This window comes from Olleya sediminilitoris, assembly GCF_016785945.1.
Taxonomy (GTDB): Bacteria; Bacteroidota; Bacteroidia; order Flavobacteriales; family Flavobacteriaceae; genus Olleya; species Olleya sediminilitoris.
This window is the reverse complement of the sequence record NZ_JAEMEF010000012.1, coordinates 42,363-60,085: the sequence shown is the minus strand read 5'-3', so window position 1 is coordinate 60,085 and position 17,723 is coordinate 42,363. Positions and strand designations below refer to the sequence as shown.

The window sequence follows — 17,723 nt, the reverse complement described above, 5'->3', positions numbered from 1 at the left end:
AATATTATCCTTTTAAAGATGCTTTTAAGAATTCAGTATTCATACGAGCAATGTTTTCTAAAGAAATTCCTTTAGGACACTCAACTTCACATGCACCTGTATTTGTACAGTTACCAAAACCTTCTTCATCCATTTGCTTAACCATGTTTAATACACGATCTGTTGCTTCTACTTGTCCTTGTGGCAATAAAGCAAATTGAGAAACCTTAGCTCCAACAAATAGCATTGCTGAAGAGTTTTTACAAGACGCAACACATGCTCCACAACCAATACAAGTAGCTGCTGAAAAAGCATCATCTGCATCTTGTTTGTTAACTGGTATAGCATTTGCATCAATAGTGTTTCCAGACGTATTTACAGAAATAAATCCTCCTGCATGTTGTATACGATCAAAAGCAGTTCTATCTACAACTAAATCTTTAATAACAGGAAAAGCAGTTGCTCTCCATGGTTCAATAGTTATAGTTTCACCGTCTTTAAAGGTGCGCATGTGTAATTGACACGTAGTTATTAAACGATCTGGACCGTGAGCTTCACCATTAATATATAATGAGCAAGAACCACAGATACCTTCACGACAATCATGGTCAAATGAAACAGGTTCTTCTCCTTTTTCAATTAATTCGTTATTTAAAACGTCTAACATTTCAAGAAAAGACATATCTGGAGATATGTTACTGATTGGATAATCAACCATTTTCCCTTTATCACTTGCGTTTTTTTGACGCCAAATTTTAAGTGTTAAATTCATCATAGCTCTCCTTATTTATAACTTCTTTGTTTTAATTCGATATCATTAAACTCTAGTTGCTCTTTATGTAAAACAGCATCACTAGGTTCTCCTTTATATTCCCAAGCAGCAACGTATGCGTAATTTTCATCATCACGTAATGCTTCTCCTTTTTGTTCTCCATCTAACTCTACAGAGTCTTCTCTAAAGTGTCCACCACAAGATTCTTCTCTGTTTAGTGCATCTTTAGCAAATAACTCTCCTAATTCAAGGAAGTCAGCTACACGACCTGCTTTTGCAAGTTCTTCGTTAAACTCTTCGTTAGTTCCTGGTACTCTAACGTCTTTCCAGAACTCTTCTCTTAAAGCTTTGATTTCAGAAATAGCTTCAGTTAAACCTTGAACGTTTCTAGACATACCAACTTTGTTCCACATGATTTTCCCTAATTTCTTATGGAAATAATCAACAGAATGGGACCCTTCGTTATTTACAAAAAACTCAATTCTTTCACGAACTTCTTTTTCAGCCTCTTCAAATTCTTTTGTTTCAGTTGAAATTGGACCAGTACGAATATCATCAGATAAATAGTCACCAATTGTATACGGTAAGACAAAATAACCATCTGCTAAACCTTGCATTAATGCTGAAGCACCAAGTCTGTTTGCACCATGATCAGAGAAATTTGCTTCTCCAATTGCATATAAACCAGGTACACTAGTCATCAAGTTATAATCTACCCAAATTCCACCCATTGTATAGTGAACCGCTGGATAAATCATCATTGGTGTGTTGTATGGATCTTGATCTACAATCTTCTCATACATTTGGAATAAGTTTCCGTATTTATTTTTGATAATTTCTTGTCCTAATTTAGTAACAAGAGCAGTATCATTTTCATTTAATCCTTTAACATGAGCAGCTTCTTTACCGTAACGTTGAATTGCCGAAGCAAAATCTAAGAATACAGCTTCACCTGTTGCATTAACACCATAACCTGCATCACAACGCTCTTTTGCTGCACGAGAGGCAACATCACGAGGCACTAAGTTTCCAAAAGCTGGATAACGACGCTCTAAGTAATAATCTCTATCGCTTTCTGCTAAATCTTTTGGTTTTAATGTTCCTGCTTTAATAGCCTCAACATCTTTCATATGTTTTGGTACCCAAATACGTCCATCGTTACGTAAAGACTCAGACATCAAAGTTAATTTAGACTGATGATCTCCAGAAACAGGAATACATGTTGGGTGAATTTGTGTGTAACATGGATTAGCAAAATAAGCACCACGTTTGTGCGCTTTCCAAGCTGCTGTTACATTACTTCCCATCGCGTTTGTTGACAAGAAGAAAACGTTACCATAACCACCAGTACCTAAAACCACAGCGTGAGCTGAGTGTCTTTCGATTTCTCCAGTAATTAAATTACGTGTTATAATTCCACGAGCTTTTCCATCAACCTTAACAACGTCTAACATTTCGTGACGGTTGTACATTTTGATTTTACCACGACCGATTTGACGGTTCATAGCAGAATATGCTCCTAATAATAATTGTTGTCCTGTTTGTCCAGCTGCGTAAAACGTACGTGATACTAGTACTCCACCAAACGAACGATTATCTAATAATCCACCATACTCACGTGCAAAAGGTACACCTTGAGCAACACATTGGTCAATAATATTTGTTGAAACCTCAGCTAAACGATAAACGTTTGCTTCACGAGAACGGTAATCTCCACCTTTTACAGTATCATAAAACAATCTGTAAGTTGAGTCACCATCACCTTGATAGTTTTTTGCTGCGTTGATACCTCCTTGTGCTGCAATTGAATGCGCACGTCTTGGAGAATCTTGAAAGCAAAATGCTTTTACGTTATATCCAAGCTCTGCTAAAGTAGCTGCTGCTGATCCACCTGCTAATCCTGTACCAACGACAATAACATCAATGTTACGTTTGTTTGCTGGATTAACTAAGTCGATATGATTTTTATAATTAGTCCATTTGTCTGCAATTGGACCTTGAGGTATTTTAGAATCTAATGCCATAATATCTCTGTATTTTTTAGTGGTTTAAAAAGTGAAAAACAGCAATGAAGATGAATCCTGCAGGAACACCAATTGCATAAACTTTACTAAATCCTTTTAAACCCTTTGTGTATTTATTATTTGCTCCAACTGATTGAAAAGCAGAATTGAAACCATGTAACAAGTGTAATGCTAAGAAAACAAATCCTACGCAATACAACGCTACACGCCATAAGTCTTTAAATTTATGTACTAACTCTTCGTGGTATCTAAATTCACCACTAGGTAAAGTACCTGACATATCACCAACAATATATTTGGTGTTTATTTCTGGAATCCAGAAATCGATAAAGTGAATAACCAAAAACACTAAAATGAAACCTCCACTCCAGATCATGTTTCTACTCATCCAACTAGAGTTTGCTGCTCCATTGTTTTTTGCATAGCTAATCGCTCTTGCCTTATTGTTTTTTATTTCTAAAACAAATCCCATTACAAAATGGAATATTACACCAATTATCAAAACTGGTTGTAATAAATATTGCACAGCCCAAAACGTACCCATGAAATGTGATGCTTCATTAAAAGCATCTGGACTAATCACAGAAAGGATGTTAATTGCAAAGTGTTGTAAAATAAAAATCATTAGAAAGAGTGCCGAAAGTGCCATAGCAAACTTTCTTCCTATTGAAGAATTTAAAATTCCGCTCATTATAATTGTAGTTAATTATTTGTTATACAAAGATAAGCCACAAGCGATATACTAACAAATTTTACATCTTTTTTGTACTATTTAGAATGAGTATAAGTATGCTATTTTATTTCATTTCATAAATTGGTGTACTAGCCTCAGAATTGGATATTAGCACAGCATAATCAATAAAATCTACGGTAGACTGTCCTTTAACTGCTTCAGTATTGGACTTTTCATCCGTCATTATTACATCAATCAAATCAGGATTGTGATCTGCATAAAGTGTGTTTGTAGCATTAAGTCTAAATAAGGTCTTGTCCGACAACTTAGTTTGTTTTAAGTTTTGAATACCTCTAAAATATTCTTTTTCATAATCTCCAATACCAAAACCAGCTTCAGTTGTAAATCCTTTATAATCTCCATTTTCATTATACAATTCATCCCAAACAACTTCACTATCTGTAAAATAAGCCATAACCGAAATAACATCATCTGTTTTATAGATTTCATTTTCTACTAACCTTGTAAAGAAATAAGGATAACCTTCTGCTCCTTCTCTTGATTTACAAATGTGAGAAAAACCCATTCTTAAAAACTGTGGATTATTTTTAAAATCATAAAACTTACTTAACGCTAAATAATTATCATACATGACCTGTTCTCTTTCTGGTGTTGAGTTACCAACCGTAGTTTTAAAATTTGTAATGATATGCTCAAACACCTTAACATCACTAATTTTATTTGTATACAATGCTTTATTTGATTCATAGTCATCGATTAAAGCTTTTAATTTATGATATGCAAAACTAAGGTCTCCTCTAGCATAACTAGTCGTATCTATATCAACCATATTTTGGATATCTTGTATGTATGGTAAAGATTGATCTGTATTACTTACAAGTTCTAGTATATGTCTTGAAGCATATTTATAATTAATTTGATAATCTACACCAACAACGATAAGTCTATCTTTTTCGTCAAAACTATCGTTTATTTTTTTTAAAGCTTTCCATTTGTTATACATCTGGATGGTACGCTCTTGTTTGACTCTGATACCAGAATTTATCACCAAATCTTTTAGGAGTAATGTATCTCCTGTTTTTAAAAATTTATTAAAATAGTGAGCAATACTAAAATCCGTTTCAGGAAGATAATATTTAATAGTTTTAGCATTTAATAAATCCTCTAAAAGTAACAGTTCTACTTCTTCGGTTTTAGCACTACCATGATAACCACCAAAACCTAAAATTTTAAAATTGTCTTGAGGAAAGTTAAAAGAGGCACTATTTAGATCAAACCTATTTTCTTTTAAATAATCTTGCTTGGTTTTAGTACATGATTGGAAAACAATTAATAATATGGCTAAGATTAGTAGATTTTTCATTTTACTTTTTTAAGGTTAACAATTGATAAATACATAGTATAGATAATAGTTTATTTAAATTGTTACACCTTAAAAAAATAAAACACCATTTTTTTAACTTGGAATAGCTTAAACTACTCTACTACAAAAGCCTTTTCTACTCCATCAATTTTAATTTTATAATTTCCTTTAGGAATATAATACTTGTCATTTTTAGCTTTATTTATATCCAAAATTACATTTTCTTTCATTAACGTTTTACGACCTTTTTCAGACAATGTTAAATCATAGTCAACATAATTAAACCCTTTATCTAAATTAACTTTGAAGCTTTGTATTTTTTTATTGCTTTCAGAAAGGATTTCAACCTCTTTTTCACCTGAAGTATTACTAAACAACTGAATGGTTGTACTAGGTTGGAAAGGCTGCATCCATTTACTCCAAGAATTTCCCCAACGAGATGAATATCTAATTTTATTTAAGTCAAAAATTGTAATATTACTTGACTTAATAGTCGAATTATAAGCTTGTAATGAAGCTATATTAGTTTTATATATACCACGACCATGAGTCCCTAATAACAAATCATTACTTTCTTTTTGAGTTTTAATATCATGAACAGCTACAGCTGGCAAATTTTTAGAAAACGCTTCCCATCGTTCTCCATTATCAAAACTAACATAAGCACCATTGTCTGTACCTAGGTATAAAATATTATCTTTAAATTCATCTTCAACAATAACATTAACAGGTGATGTAGGGATATTTGCACTAATAGACTCCCATGTTTGTCCGTAATTATCACTTTTAAATACGTAGGTATTAAAATTATCAAATCTGTAACCATTTAATGTAACGTAAACACGCTCTTTTTTATGTCTAGAAGCTACTACACGACTTACCCATAAATCATTTGGTAAGTTTGTCGAAATATCTTCCCAAGTTGCGCCTTGATTTTTGGTAATACTTATTACACCGTCATCACTTCCAACATACATTAAACCAAACTCAAAAGGAGATTCGCTTATAGTTGTTATTGTTCCATAAGCTACGTTTCCTTTTTTACCACCTTGAGTTAAATCTTGACTAATCGCTGTCCAAGTATCACCTTTATCCAAAGACCTCATTAATTTATTACCACCTAAATAGAGAATATCCTGATTATGTTTTGACAAAAGGATTGGTGTTTGCCAATTAAAACGATAAGGTTTTTCACCCAACTCATGTTTAGGTTGAATATACTTTCGATCTCCTGTACCTCTATCAATCCTATAATAATTACCAAATTGATAACCTGTATAAACAATATCCGGATTACGATTATCTATTTGGATTTGCATACCATCTCCACCCATTATTGATTCCCAAGGATATTGACCTGATTGATGCCAAGCTTTATTTTCTTTAGCATTATTAGCACCTACCCAAACACCATTATCTTGTAAACCTCCATAAACGCTATAAGGTTTTTGATTATCTACGTTTATTGCATAAAATTGTCCAACTGAAGGCGAGTTATTTTTTATCCAATTTTCGCCATCGTCATAAGTAATATTAACTCCACCATCATTACCATTAATTAAATGGTTAGGGTTTTGTGGATTAATCCAAAGCGCATGATGATCTGCATGTACATTCTCGGCACTAATAGATGCAAACGTTTGACCACCATCTTTAGATTTTAAAATTGGCACACCATAGACATAAATATCATTTTGATCTGATGGCGACACATATACATGGCCAAAATAATAACCATAACTGTAATATAAATCATTTAAATAATCATTATGTGTTTTTGACCATGTTAATCCACCATCAGTACTTTTATAAACTTCCGCTCCAATAACTGGTGTATCAAATAGCATAGAATTAGCATCTTCTAAATAATGAGCTAAATCAATAGGCTTAACGTTTCCGCTACGCACCATTTGCTTCACATTTTCTGATCTATATTTTTCCTGAAAACCATTCATTTTCAAAAAACTATTTAACTTTTTATCTTCTAAACTTAAAAATTCAGAAGTACTCATCTTTTTAAAATCGTCTTTTTGAAGCCCTCTTCTTTTCTCTTTTTTTCCGCTTGACGGTCTTCTAAATTGACTATCATGTATGGCATAAATAATATTAGTATTGTAAACAGCTAATCCAATACGACCAACACCTTCACCAGTTGGAAAGCCACTTTTTTCTGTAGACACCTTAACCCAAGTATCTCCAGCATCTGTACTTTTATATATTGCCGAATTATTTCCGCTTCCATCAAAATTCCATGCTTTTCTGTCTTTTGTCCAAGACGTTGCAAACATCGTATTATAATCATTTGGTGCATGTTGCATATCTATTATTCCGCTAGCGTCATCAATAAATAAAGTTTTAGACCAAGTTTGACCTCCATCTTTAGTTTTATACACACCTCTATCTTCTGATTTAGAGTACAAAGCACCAGTAACACCAACAGTTACTTCATCTACATTATTAGGATTTATTAAAATACGTCCAACATGATGCGAGTCTGGTAACCCTACAAATTGCCAATTTTGACCATTATCAGTAGATTTAAACATACCAACTCCTGCGTATGAAGATCTTGACGCATTATTTTCTCCAGTACCAACCCAAATAGTTCCTGTTTTCCAGTCTACAGCAATATCACCAATATTTTGGGTTTGTGTAATATCCATAACTGGACTAAAAGTTGTTCCATTATTTGCAGTATACCACAAACCTCCTGAGGCATAACCAACATAAAACTCTGATGGTTTTTCTGGATTAACAGCTAAATCAACAACACGACCACTCATAACTGTTGGACCAATGTTTTGAAAAGCTACGTTTTTAACAATGGAGTTAGATTGCAATTGTGCTTTTTGCGTTAGTAAATCCTGTTGTGCATTAACAGAAAATACAATAAATAGGGATAAAATAAATCTTAATTTCATGGTTGAATTTTATAAGGTTTGAAGATACAGATAAAAGTAAATAGTAACAAGCAAATAATTAAATCAGGATAGATTTTAAGATGCTTTTATAACTTATGTATTTTAAAGTTCTTATTTTTACAACTAATTATAATTTCCGCTTGACGGAAAATTTTATAACTTCATTTTATCAATGTTTTTTTCACTACTGTGGAAATAAAAAAACTATATTTTTCCTTATGAAATATCACCAAATAGACTCCGCTCTTTTTATAAAAAACCGTAAAAACTTTGCTTCTCAAATGAAGCCAAAAAGTATTGCTTTTTTTAATTCAAACGATATTTACCCAATTAGTGCAGACAGCACAATGCCTTTTCAACAACACAGAGACATCTTTTACCTAAGTGGTGTTGACCAAGAAGAAAGCGTTTTAGTCTTGTTTCCTGATTGTCCAAACCCAAAAAACAGAGAAGTTTTATTTTTAAAAGAAACCAATGAGCACATTGCTGTTTGGGAAGGTGAAAAATTAACTAAAGAAGCAGCATTAAAAACTAGCGGAATTGAAACCGTATACTGGCTACAAGACCTAGAAAAAGTAGTATTTGAAATGATGACACAAGCCGAAACGGTTTACATCAACACTAATGAACATTACAGAGCCAATGTAGAAACCCAAACCAGAGAAGATCGTTTTAGTAAATGGCTGAAAAATAAATATCCTGCACATAGTGTTGCTAAAAGCAACCCAATTTTACAACGTTTAAGATCTGTAAAAGATCAAATAGAACTAGATTTAATCCAAACCGCTTGCGAGATTACAAACAAAGGTTTTAGACGTGTTTTAAATTTTGTTAAACCTGGCGTTATGGAATATAATATTGAAGCCGAGTTTATGCATGAGTTTTTAAATAACCGTTCTAAAGGTTTTTCATACACACCAATTGTAGGTTCTGGTAACAACGCTAATGTATTACATTATATAGAAAACAATCAAGAGTGTAAAGCTGGCGATTTAATTTTAATCGATGCAGGAGCAGAATATGCTAATTATGCAAGTGACATGACACGCACCATACCTGTTTCTGGACGTTTTAACGACAGACAAAAAGAGGTTTACAACGCTGTTTTAAGAGTTAAAAATGCAGCTACCAAAATGTTAATTCCTGGAACTATTTGGAAAGATTACCACGTAGAAGTTGGTAAATTAATGACTAGTGAACTTTTAGGATTGGGCCTATTAGATAAAGCAGATGTACAAAACGAAAATCCAGATTGGCCTGCTTATAAAAAATACTTTATGCATGGTACATCTCACCATATGGGATTAGACACGCATGACTATGGTATTTTAACAGAACCAATGCAAGCTAATAATGTTTTTACAGTTGAACCTGGAATTTATATTCCTGATGAAGGATTTGGTATTAGACTAGAAGATGATGTGGTTATCCAAAAAACAGGAGAACCATTTAATTTAATGCGTAACATACCTATTGAAGTAGAAGAAATTGAAGACCTAATGAATAAGTCATAATACAATTTACATTGAAAAGCGAGCCTCAAAGCTCGCTTTTTAAATTTTAAAATTACCACAATTTAAACACAAGATGAAGACACTTAAAGAGCAAACAGACGCAAAAATTGAATCAGGACGAAAAAACAATCCTGAATTTATGAAAGGTGTTGATGACATTATAAAACAAGCAAAAGCTTTTGAACAAGGCAAAGATGCTTTAAAGATAAACACAAAAGCTCCTGAATTTAATCTTCCAGATCCTAAAGGCGACCAAACTAGTTTATCAAATTTATTAAATCAAGGTCCAGTTGTTGTTACTTTTTATCGTGGTAGTTGGTGTCCTTATTGTAATTTACAACTTAGAGCGTTACAAGCTAGATTAAAGGATATTCATGCTTTAGGTGCAACATTGGTTGCTATAAGCCCTGAAGCACCTGATGGATCATTGACTGAAAACGACATAAACAATATGGACTTTATTGTTTTATCTGATCAGGATGCAAAAGTAGCTTCAAGTTATGGTGTAGCATGGAAAGTACCAGATTTTTTAATGGACCACATGCGAGTAGACAGAAACCTTGATTTGAAAAAAATCAATAATGGCAACGGTAGTGTTTTACCTATTCCTGCAACTTTTATAATAGGTCAAGATGGCTTAGTAAAATGGAACTATGTAAATGTAGATTACAGAACACGCTCAGAACCTGAAGAAATTATTGAAGCTTTAAAAAAGCTATCGTAAAAAATACATTTAATTTTTAATAGAAAAGCGAACTTAATAAGTTCGCTTTTTTATTTTACACCAATACGCTGCCGTTTTCAAAAACATAACGCTGTAGTTTTTGTAATGTTTCTAATTTATCACTAGTATTAATTAATAAGGAGATATTATTATTACTTCCTCCATAAGAGATCATTCTTACATTAACATCTTGTAAAACTTGAAATAAATTTGGTGTATCTGCGTGATAAATAATTGCGTTACCAACTAAACAAACTATGCTCATATAATCATCAACCTCAACTAAAGCAAAACGCTCTAACTCTTCAACAATTGCTTCTAGATGCGTCGTGTCATCAATAGTTAACGAGACAGCAATTTCTGAGGTTGTAATCATATCTATTGAGGTTTCATAACGCTCAAAAATCTCAAAAACTTTCTTTAAAAACCCATGAGCCAATAACATCCTTACAGACTTAATTTTTATTGCTGTTATACCATCTTTAGCTGCTATTGCTTTTATACCTTCACCATGTACTTGATTAGTTATTAACGTACCATGTGCATCTGGTGACATGGTGTTTTTTAATCTTACAGGAATATCAAAAGCACTCACTGGCATTACGGTTTGAGGATGCAATATTTTAGCTCCAAAATAAGCCAACTCTGCAGACTCATCAAAAGACAAATTAGATATTGCCTGTGTATTATCAACATATCTAGGATCGTTGTTATGAAAACCGTCTATATCAGTCCAAATTTGTACTTCTTCTGCTTTAACAACAGCTCCAATTATGGTTGCTGTATAATCGCTTCCTCCACGTTGTAAATTACTAACTTCTCCTTCAGCATTTCGACATATAAAACCTTGTGTAATATAAATTTGCGCATCAGGTTTTTCAGCAATAACTCTATCTAAATTTTGTTGAATGTAAAAATTATCTGGTTCGTTAGTTTTATCAATTCGCATAAAATCTAAAGCAGGCAATAATGCTGCATTAATGTTTTCTTGTTGTAAGTAAGCGTTAAAAATATAAGTAGACAGCAATTCGCCTTGAGCGACAATTTGATTATAAAGTAAAGTCGTATGAAGTTTATTAATAGAAGCTTCTAATGTATTAAACACATTACTAACGTAAACAAAAACAGATTTATAAATTTCTGGGTTAGTTATTAATGCATTTATCGTAGTATCATAATTTGCTCTAAGTGAAGTAATGGTAGCCAAAGCTTGATCAAAATTACCGTTTTTAATATCTTCAGACAGACTAACCAAAGTGTTTGTTGTTCCTGACATTGCAGATAGTACGACTATTTTTTTTTGTCCATCATTAATGATATTTTTAACATTAATCATGTTTTTTATTGACCCAACAGATGTACCTCCAAATTTTAATACCAACATATTATTTCTTTTTTATAGCGTAAAATTAGTGAGCAACACACTGAAACCCATAAAAATGAAAAAATTGTACTACTTTTACACAAATTGTTAAATAATTAACAAAAATACGTTTATGAAAACAATAGCATCTTGTGTTGAAGACATATTAATTACCCAACCTTTTCTAGAAGAAGCATTATCCCGAAGTATTATTAACTACTCTGCGTTAGCAGAAGAACTTAACGCTCCAATTAGTGCTATGTTACGTAAACCTGTTAAGTCTGGAGCCATCATGATGGCATTAAGACGATACAACACACCTAATACGTTACGACACTCGCTAAAACTAAAAAGCACATTGCAAAAATTAGGAGATATTACTGTACGCTCTAACTTGAGTGATTTTACATTTCAGAATTCTGAAACATTAATACAGAGTCACACTAAAATTTTAGAGCAAGTCGAAACTGATAAGGATATTTTTTACGCTTTTACACGAGGTATTTATGAAAGCAATATAATTATATCAAGTTCGGAAAAGAAAGTTGTTACCAAATGTTTTGCTAACGAACATCAAATTGGATTACAAGAAAGCTTGTCTGCAATAAGTGTGCGTTTACCAAAGGATAACTCAAAGATATCGGGATTATACTATCAGATATTTAAACGTTTGGCTTGGGAAAACATACCAATTTATGAAGTAGTATCTACTACAAACGAGTTTACTGTTTTAGTAGAAGACCACGTCGTAGACAAAGCATTTTCAGTTATTAAAAACTTAAAAAACTAATTATTGTTTAAGTACAACCAATTCACCTGATTCGATTGCTTTATTATAATTTGCTTTTACTGTTTTATAAAGATTGAAAAATTTAGATTCATCTTTCATTTTTAAAACAACAGTAGTGGTATTATAATTTAGTTCTATGACTTGATCTACAACCACAACCTGATCTATAACAGCATTATAACTTGCTAACTGACCACGTTTTACTAAAATATTTAACTTAGGAAAATCTACATATTTGTAACTTTCTGCTTTAGGTGATTTAACAACTAGTTGATCACCAACTTTTGGAGTGTTTTGACCAAAAGACATGAAGGTAAAAACTGAAAATACTAAAGTGAAAATAAAATTTTTCATAGCTTAAATTTAAAATAAATGAATGTCACAAAATTAACAAATCAACTTAAAAAAATCAAGATTTTTGAGTTTTCAAATTAGTTAAAATTAAGCCAATACAAGCAGGTAAAACCCATCCTAAACTATGCTTAGCAAATGGAATATAGTCAACAATAATAGATAATGTATCTGAAGGGCTTAAAAACCCTAAAACATCAGTTATACTAAACAAAAACGTTAACAACACAACAACTTTAAAGACTAGTGACGAAGTGTATTTGTCAGGCATAGCATTTAATATAATTAAAACAATAGTAATTGGATAAATAAATAACAATACTGGTAATGCAATTACAATAATATCATTAAAATCCAATTGCCCTACTATTACTCCAAATACAGACGCTAAAACTGCAGTAATAACATAAACGGTTTGAGAGTTATGTAATAATCCTTTAAAATAATCTGCAGCTCCTGTGACTATACCTACAGCTGTAGTAAAACAAGCTAAAGCAATTAACACACTTAAAATACTGTAACCAAAACTACCTAAAGCTTTAGAACTAATACCTATTAATAAGTCTGCACGTTGGACATCATTACTTAGTCCACTATTTAATTCTATTTCTGAACCGTAAAATGCTCCTACAGCAATCAAACCAGCATAAATAACAAACAAACCTAAACCAGCAATAACACCTGACTTTTTTATTAAGTCTTTTTTATACTCAAAAGACTGGTTAGATTTTATATTTATTGAAATTATAATTACTGCGCCAACTACAACTGCTGCAATAGCATCAAAGGTTTGATAACCTTCCAAAATCCCATCTACTATTGGTGTATCAAAACTAGAATTACTAATATCCATTTGTGCATTAAACAAACCTATACCAATAACTAATAGTAATATTAAAACAATAAAAGGGGTTAAATATTTACCTATAACATCAAGTATTTTAGAACGGTTAAGCGCAAAAACTAAAACCAAAGCAAAATAAATACTACTTGTTAAAAGCGGAGATGTCCCAAAATTAGGATGTATAGCAATCTCATGTGTCGCTGCTGCAGTACGTGGAGAAGGTATAGCTACTGCAATAACATAAATTAATATACAATACACCAAACTAAAAAGAGGAGATACTTTTTTACCAAAATCATACAAAGTACCTTGTAATTTAGCATGCGCATAAATACCAATAATAGGGATTGCTACAGCTGTAATAACAAAACCTAAAGTAACCCAAAACCAATCTTCGCCAGCATTATATCCTAATAAAGGTGGTAACAATAAATTTCCAGCTCCAAAAAAAAGAGAGAACAAAGCAAAGCTTGTTATTAAAAGGTCTTTCGTATTATTCAAAATTAGTCTTGTTTAATTAGTTTTAAATCTTCAAAATCAAAGCTAAAATCTGTTATTGGAGCTATTGGCTTTAACGTCGCGCTTACTGCTTGCCCTTTTTCATTAAAAACAAATTGTATGAAACAATCCGCATCATAACTTCTGTTATTCCATTTTACAACAAATGTAGTCGCATTATAAGGTAACAACTTCCCTTTTAATGTAGCAGATTTTTGAGACTCAATTACAAGGTCGTTTCCGTTTTTTGATAAAACAATATCACCAAACCAAGCATCTTTATATGTACCTGTAATAGTAGAGGGTTTAGGTATGACATTATTGTTTTTCATTTTAGAAACTTGATTAAAAACTTCAGTTTTAATACTATCATTATATTTATACCAACCAGCATTACTCTTACCTAATATTTGTAACCAATTACGGTTTTTGTAACCTAAATAACTATCCTTAATAGTATTTGTTATTGTTGTAAACGCTGAACCATTCATTTGGTTAGTTAATACTACAATTGCCAAATCCAAATCCGGAATCATAGTAAACTGAGTCACTGTACCCAACAAACCACCTGTATGATATACTTGTTTATAACCTCCTTTAACGTCTGTTACAAACCATCCTAACCCATAACCTTTAAAATTAGAATTATAACTGTCATTTTTACTAACTTTTAAAGGTGTTTGCAATTGCCAAAGCTCATAAAATTGAGCTTCAGATAATAGACGCTCACCATTTTTAGTCACAGCATCATTCATTAAAAACTCAGCCCAAGTCAGCATATCATTAACATTACTTACAATTCCTCCAGCAGGATTAGCTGTTGGACTCCAATCATGTGGTATTTGTTTTAATTTACCATCAGCAAAAGTATGTGCTTCAATAATATTTGATTTATCGCTAACACGATTATAAGACGCTTTACTATTTAGCATTCCTACTGGTTTCATAATTTTGGTTTCAATAAACTCTTCCCAAGACAAACCACTAACACGCTTTAAAACCTCTCCAGCAATAATAAACATATTGTTATTATAAGCAAACTGACTTCTAAAAGAGCTTTCAGCATCTAAATAACCAACATTACTAATCACATCTTCAACCTTAAAATCTGCTTCCGGAAAAAACATTAAGTCACCAGCACCAAGTCCCATTCCGCTTCTATGGGTTACTAAATCTCTTACAGTAAACTGCTCTGTAACCCAAGCATCTTTTAATTTAAATTCCGGAATATGCTGTCTAACTTTGTCATCCCAACTAAGTTTTCCTTGATCCACTAACATAGCTAAAGCAAAACAAGTAAACCCTTTACTATTAGAAGCCACACCAACTAAAGTATTATCATCCATTGGTTTATTATTATACAGTGCACGCACACCATGACCTTTGGCGTACACAATTTTTCCGTCTTTAATAACACCTACAGAAATACCAGGAACCTCAAAAGTTTTCAAAGTATTTTCAATAAGCTGATCTAATTTCTGCTCTTCAACCTGAGCACTTAAAGTAAGACAACTTAGACAAGCAATAACATAAAGGATAGGTGCAAATTTCATATTTCTTTTAAAAATTAAAATGAAGGATACCAAATATAGTAAATCCACAACCAAAACCACACACTAAAATTACTACATAACCTATCTTTGCAAACTATGATTTTAAGTTATAAAGGCATATCAATTTCTTACTCAGTATATGGACAAGGTGAAACTGTGGTTTTACTCCACGGTTTTCTAGAAAATAGCACCATGTGGACACAAACCGTTGCAACACTTTCTAAAAGCAATCAAGTAATTACTATAGATTTATTAGGTCATGGTTTAACAGGTTGTTTAGGATACATACACACAATGTCTAATTTTGCAGATGCAGTAGATGCGGTTTTAATTCATTTAAAAATTAAAACCTCAACAATTATTGGGCATTCTCTAGGTGGATATGTTGCTTTGGCTTTCGCCGAAAAAAAGCCAGATGCGTTAAAAGGACTATGTTTATTAAACTCCACTCCATTTGCAGATAGCCAAGACCGTATTAAACTCCGAAACAGAGCCATTCAAGTCGCAAAAACAAATTACCAAAACCTTGTCAGCATGTCAATTAGTAATTTATTTTACGAAAACAACCGACAGCAATTTGAAAAAGAGATTGAAATAATAAAAAACGAAGCCTTAAAAACACCTCTTCAAGGTTATGTTGCTACACAAGAAGGCATGAAAATTAGAACTGATAAAACCTCCGTTTTCTCTAAATTAAACTGTAAAAAATTAATAATTGCAGGTACTAATGATCCTATTTTATCAACAAATGACTTATCCAAACTAAAGAGAATGAATGATTTAAATATTGTGCTTTTACATGGTGGACATATGCTATATATCGAAAATAAAGATGAATTCCTACAAAAAATAGTGCATTTCATCGAATAATTAAATCTTTTAGTCGTTTATTCAAAAATAAGTTCATAAATTAGAGCATCCCTATTAGTCAGGCTTTTAACCACATACAAAAACTGACAAAAAAACTAATTATGAATCTAGTACAAACTAAACCAACAAAAAAAGGAAAGTTATACTGCTCAATCTTTGGACACAACTTTCAAGTAAGTAAACAAATTACCTATCACGTTAACGAATACCAATGTAGCCATTGTAAAAAAGAAATGACCACTGATAGCACAGGTCAATTAACAGCAATGACACCTAAATACAAAGAGATTAACTCTGTATTAGAGCGCATACACCAAAACAAATTAGTACGTTACGCCAAACAGCAGAATACAAAAGTTTTAAAAATGACGTCTTAGTCTTTATCAAAACTATTCCAACCTTGTGCTGTAAGCTCAATTTTTTGCTCACCTCTAGTTACTAGATGTGCACCAGAGGCAGCTTCTGTTATAAAACCAATAACAGTTAAGTTTGGATTAGCTTTAATTTTAGGATAATCTTCTTGAGATATAGTCATTAACAACTCGTAATCTTCCCCTCCACTTAAAGCAATAGTAGTGCTATCCATATTAAACTCTTCAGCTGTAGAAATTACCTGAGGATCTAATGGCAGCTTGTTTTCATATAAATCACAACCTACTTTACTAGCTTTACACAGGTGTAAAATCTCAGATGACAAACCATCACTTATGTCAATCATTGAAGTTGGTTTAACCTCTAATTCATGCAATAATTTTACGATATCCTTACGTGCTTCAGGTTTTAATTGACGCTCAACAATATAAGTGTAAGCATCTAAGTCTGGCTGACTGTTTGGGTTAACTTTAAAAACTTCTTTTTCGCGTTCTAAAACTTGCAACCCTAAATAAGCACCACCTAAATCACCAGAAACAACTAACAAATCGTTAGGTTTTGCGCCACTTCTATATACTTCATTATCTTTATCTACTTGACCAATTGCTGTTACAGATATGATTAATCCAGAAGTTGAAGACGTAGTATCACCTCCAATTAAATCAATATCATATAATTTACAAGCGGTTTGAATTCCAGCATACAACTCTTCAATAGCCTCCAAAGGAAAACGGTTTGACACAGCAATAGACACTGTAATTTGAGTTGCTTCAGCATTCATAGCATAAACATCAGATAGATTCACAATTACAGCTTTGTAACCTAAATGCTTTAAAGGCATATAGCTTAAATCAAAGTGCACACCTTCAACTAAAAAATCTGTAGTAACAACTACTCGTTTATTATCATATTCTAAAACAGCAGCATCATCACCAATAGCCTTAATTGTTGATTTCTGCTTGATTTCAAAACTTTTAGACAAATGGTCTATTAAACCAAATTCCCCTAATTGACTTAAGTCTGTACGTTGTTGATTTTTATCTTCTATCATATTGCAAAAATACTAAGCTTTATTTAATAGATAAGCTAAA

The 17,723-nt window shown here is 32.2% G+C and carries 15 protein-coding genes; 5 read left to right on the top strand and 10 right to left on the bottom strand.

Annotated features, from left to right (window positions below):
- Positions 1-4: 4 nt before the first annotated feature.
- From JAO71_RS12750 to JAO71_RS12730, 5 genes are all read right to left on the bottom strand, one after another.
- Positions 5-751 carry a succinate dehydrogenase/fumarate reductase iron-sulfur subunit gene (locus JAO71_RS12750; RefSeq protein ID WP_054852148.1) on the bottom strand — a complete coding sequence of 249 codons (747 nt, stop codon included), beginning with the start codon at positions 749-751 and terminating at the stop codon, positions 5-7.
- Between the two features lie 11 nt (positions 752-762).
- Complete coding sequence (locus JAO71_RS12745) at positions 763-2,775, bottom strand: fumarate reductase/succinate dehydrogenase flavoprotein subunit (protein WP_116823912.1); 2,013 nt, start codon at positions 2,773-2,775, stop codon at positions 763-765.
- A 16-nt stretch (positions 2,776-2,791) separates the two neighbouring features.
- Entirely contained in the window at positions 2,792-3,466 is a 675-nt protein-coding gene (locus JAO71_RS12740; RefSeq protein WP_116823911.1) for a succinate dehydrogenase cytochrome b subunit, read from the bottom strand.
- A gap of 106 nt (positions 3,467-3,572) precedes the next feature.
- The gene (locus JAO71_RS12735; protein WP_203001158.1) at positions 3,573-4,832 is read right to left on the bottom strand and encodes a hypothetical protein; all 1,260 of its coding nucleotides are present in this window, start codon (positions 4,830-4,832) and stop codon (positions 3,573-3,575) included.
- 113 nt (positions 4,833-4,945) lie between these two features.
- Entirely contained in the window at positions 4,946-7,753 is a 2,808-nt protein-coding gene (locus JAO71_RS12730) for a beta propeller repeat protein (RefSeq protein ID WP_203001156.1), read from the bottom strand.
- Between the two features lie 218 nt (positions 7,754-7,971).
- Here JAO71_RS12730 and JAO71_RS12725 point away from each other — a divergent pair, with 218 nt between their 5' ends.
- Together JAO71_RS12725 and JAO71_RS12720 are read left to right on the top strand one after the other, a co-directional pair.
- Complete coding sequence (locus tag JAO71_RS12725) at positions 7,972-9,267, top strand: aminopeptidase P family protein (protein ID WP_203001154.1); 1,296 nt, start codon at positions 7,972-7,974, stop codon at positions 9,265-9,267.
- A gap of 73 nt (positions 9,268-9,340) precedes the next feature.
- Positions 9,341-9,991, top strand: a complete 651-nt coding sequence (locus JAO71_RS12720) for a peroxiredoxin-like family protein (RefSeq protein WP_203001152.1) — start codon at positions 9,341-9,343, stop codon at positions 9,989-9,991.
- 55 nt (positions 9,992-10,046) lie between these two features.
- Here the strand turns inward: JAO71_RS12720 and JAO71_RS12715 are convergent, their stop codons facing one another.
- Positions 10,047-11,375, bottom strand: coding sequence for an aspartate kinase (locus JAO71_RS12715; RefSeq protein ID WP_116823906.1), 1,329 nt, complete (start codon positions 11,373-11,375; stop codon positions 10,047-10,049).
- A gap of 112 nt (positions 11,376-11,487) precedes the next feature.
- On the opposite strand from JAO71_RS12715, the gene JAO71_RS12710 reads away from it, so the two are divergent.
- On the top strand, positions 11,488-12,144 hold the full coding sequence (locus tag JAO71_RS12710) for a hypothetical protein (protein ID WP_028290242.1): 657 nt from the start codon (positions 11,488-11,490) through the stop codon (positions 12,142-12,144).
- Here the strand turns inward: JAO71_RS12710 and JAO71_RS12705 are convergent, their stop codons facing one another.
- Genes JAO71_RS12705 through JAO71_RS12695 form a run of 3 tightly spaced genes read right to left on the bottom strand, consistent with a single transcriptional unit; the run spans position 12,145 to position 15,390 of the window.
- Positions 12,145-12,498, bottom strand: a complete 354-nt coding sequence (locus tag JAO71_RS12705) for a hypothetical protein (RefSeq protein ID WP_116823905.1) — start codon at positions 12,496-12,498, stop codon at positions 12,145-12,147.
- Positions 12,499-12,553: 55 nt separating this feature from the next.
- Positions 12,554-13,840 (bottom strand): branched-chain amino acid transport system II carrier protein, encoded by a 1,287-nt coding sequence (gene brnQ / locus JAO71_RS12700; protein WP_203001150.1) that lies wholly within the window; start codon positions 13,838-13,840, stop codon positions 12,554-12,556.
- 2 nt (positions 13,841-13,842) lie between these two features.
- Positions 13,843-15,390, bottom strand: coding sequence for a serine hydrolase (locus tag JAO71_RS12695; RefSeq protein WP_203001148.1), 1,548 nt, complete (start codon positions 15,388-15,390; stop codon positions 13,843-13,845).
- A 96-nt stretch (positions 15,391-15,486) separates the two neighbouring features.
- Between JAO71_RS12695 and JAO71_RS12690 the strand changes: the two genes are divergently transcribed.
- Both JAO71_RS12690 and JAO71_RS12685 read left to right on the top strand, forming a co-directional pair.
- Positions 15,487-16,260 carry an alpha/beta fold hydrolase gene (locus tag JAO71_RS12690; RefSeq protein WP_116823903.1) on the top strand — a complete coding sequence of 258 codons (774 nt, stop codon included), beginning with the start codon at positions 15,487-15,489 and terminating at the stop codon, positions 16,258-16,260.
- 101 nt (positions 16,261-16,361) lie between these two features.
- The gene (locus JAO71_RS12685) at positions 16,362-16,637 is read left to right on the top strand and encodes a hypothetical protein (RefSeq protein ID WP_051431161.1); all 276 of its coding nucleotides are present in this window, start codon (positions 16,362-16,364) and stop codon (positions 16,635-16,637) included.
- Here JAO71_RS12685 and thiL read toward each other — a convergent pair.
- A complete protein-coding gene (gene thiL / locus JAO71_RS12680) occupies positions 16,634-17,683 on the bottom strand; it encodes a thiamine-phosphate kinase (protein WP_203001146.1) in 1,050 nt (349 codons plus the stop codon). The two genes, JAO71_RS12685 and thiL, sit on opposite strands and share 4 nt — an antisense overlap.
- Positions 17,684-17,723 lie beyond the last annotated feature (40 nt).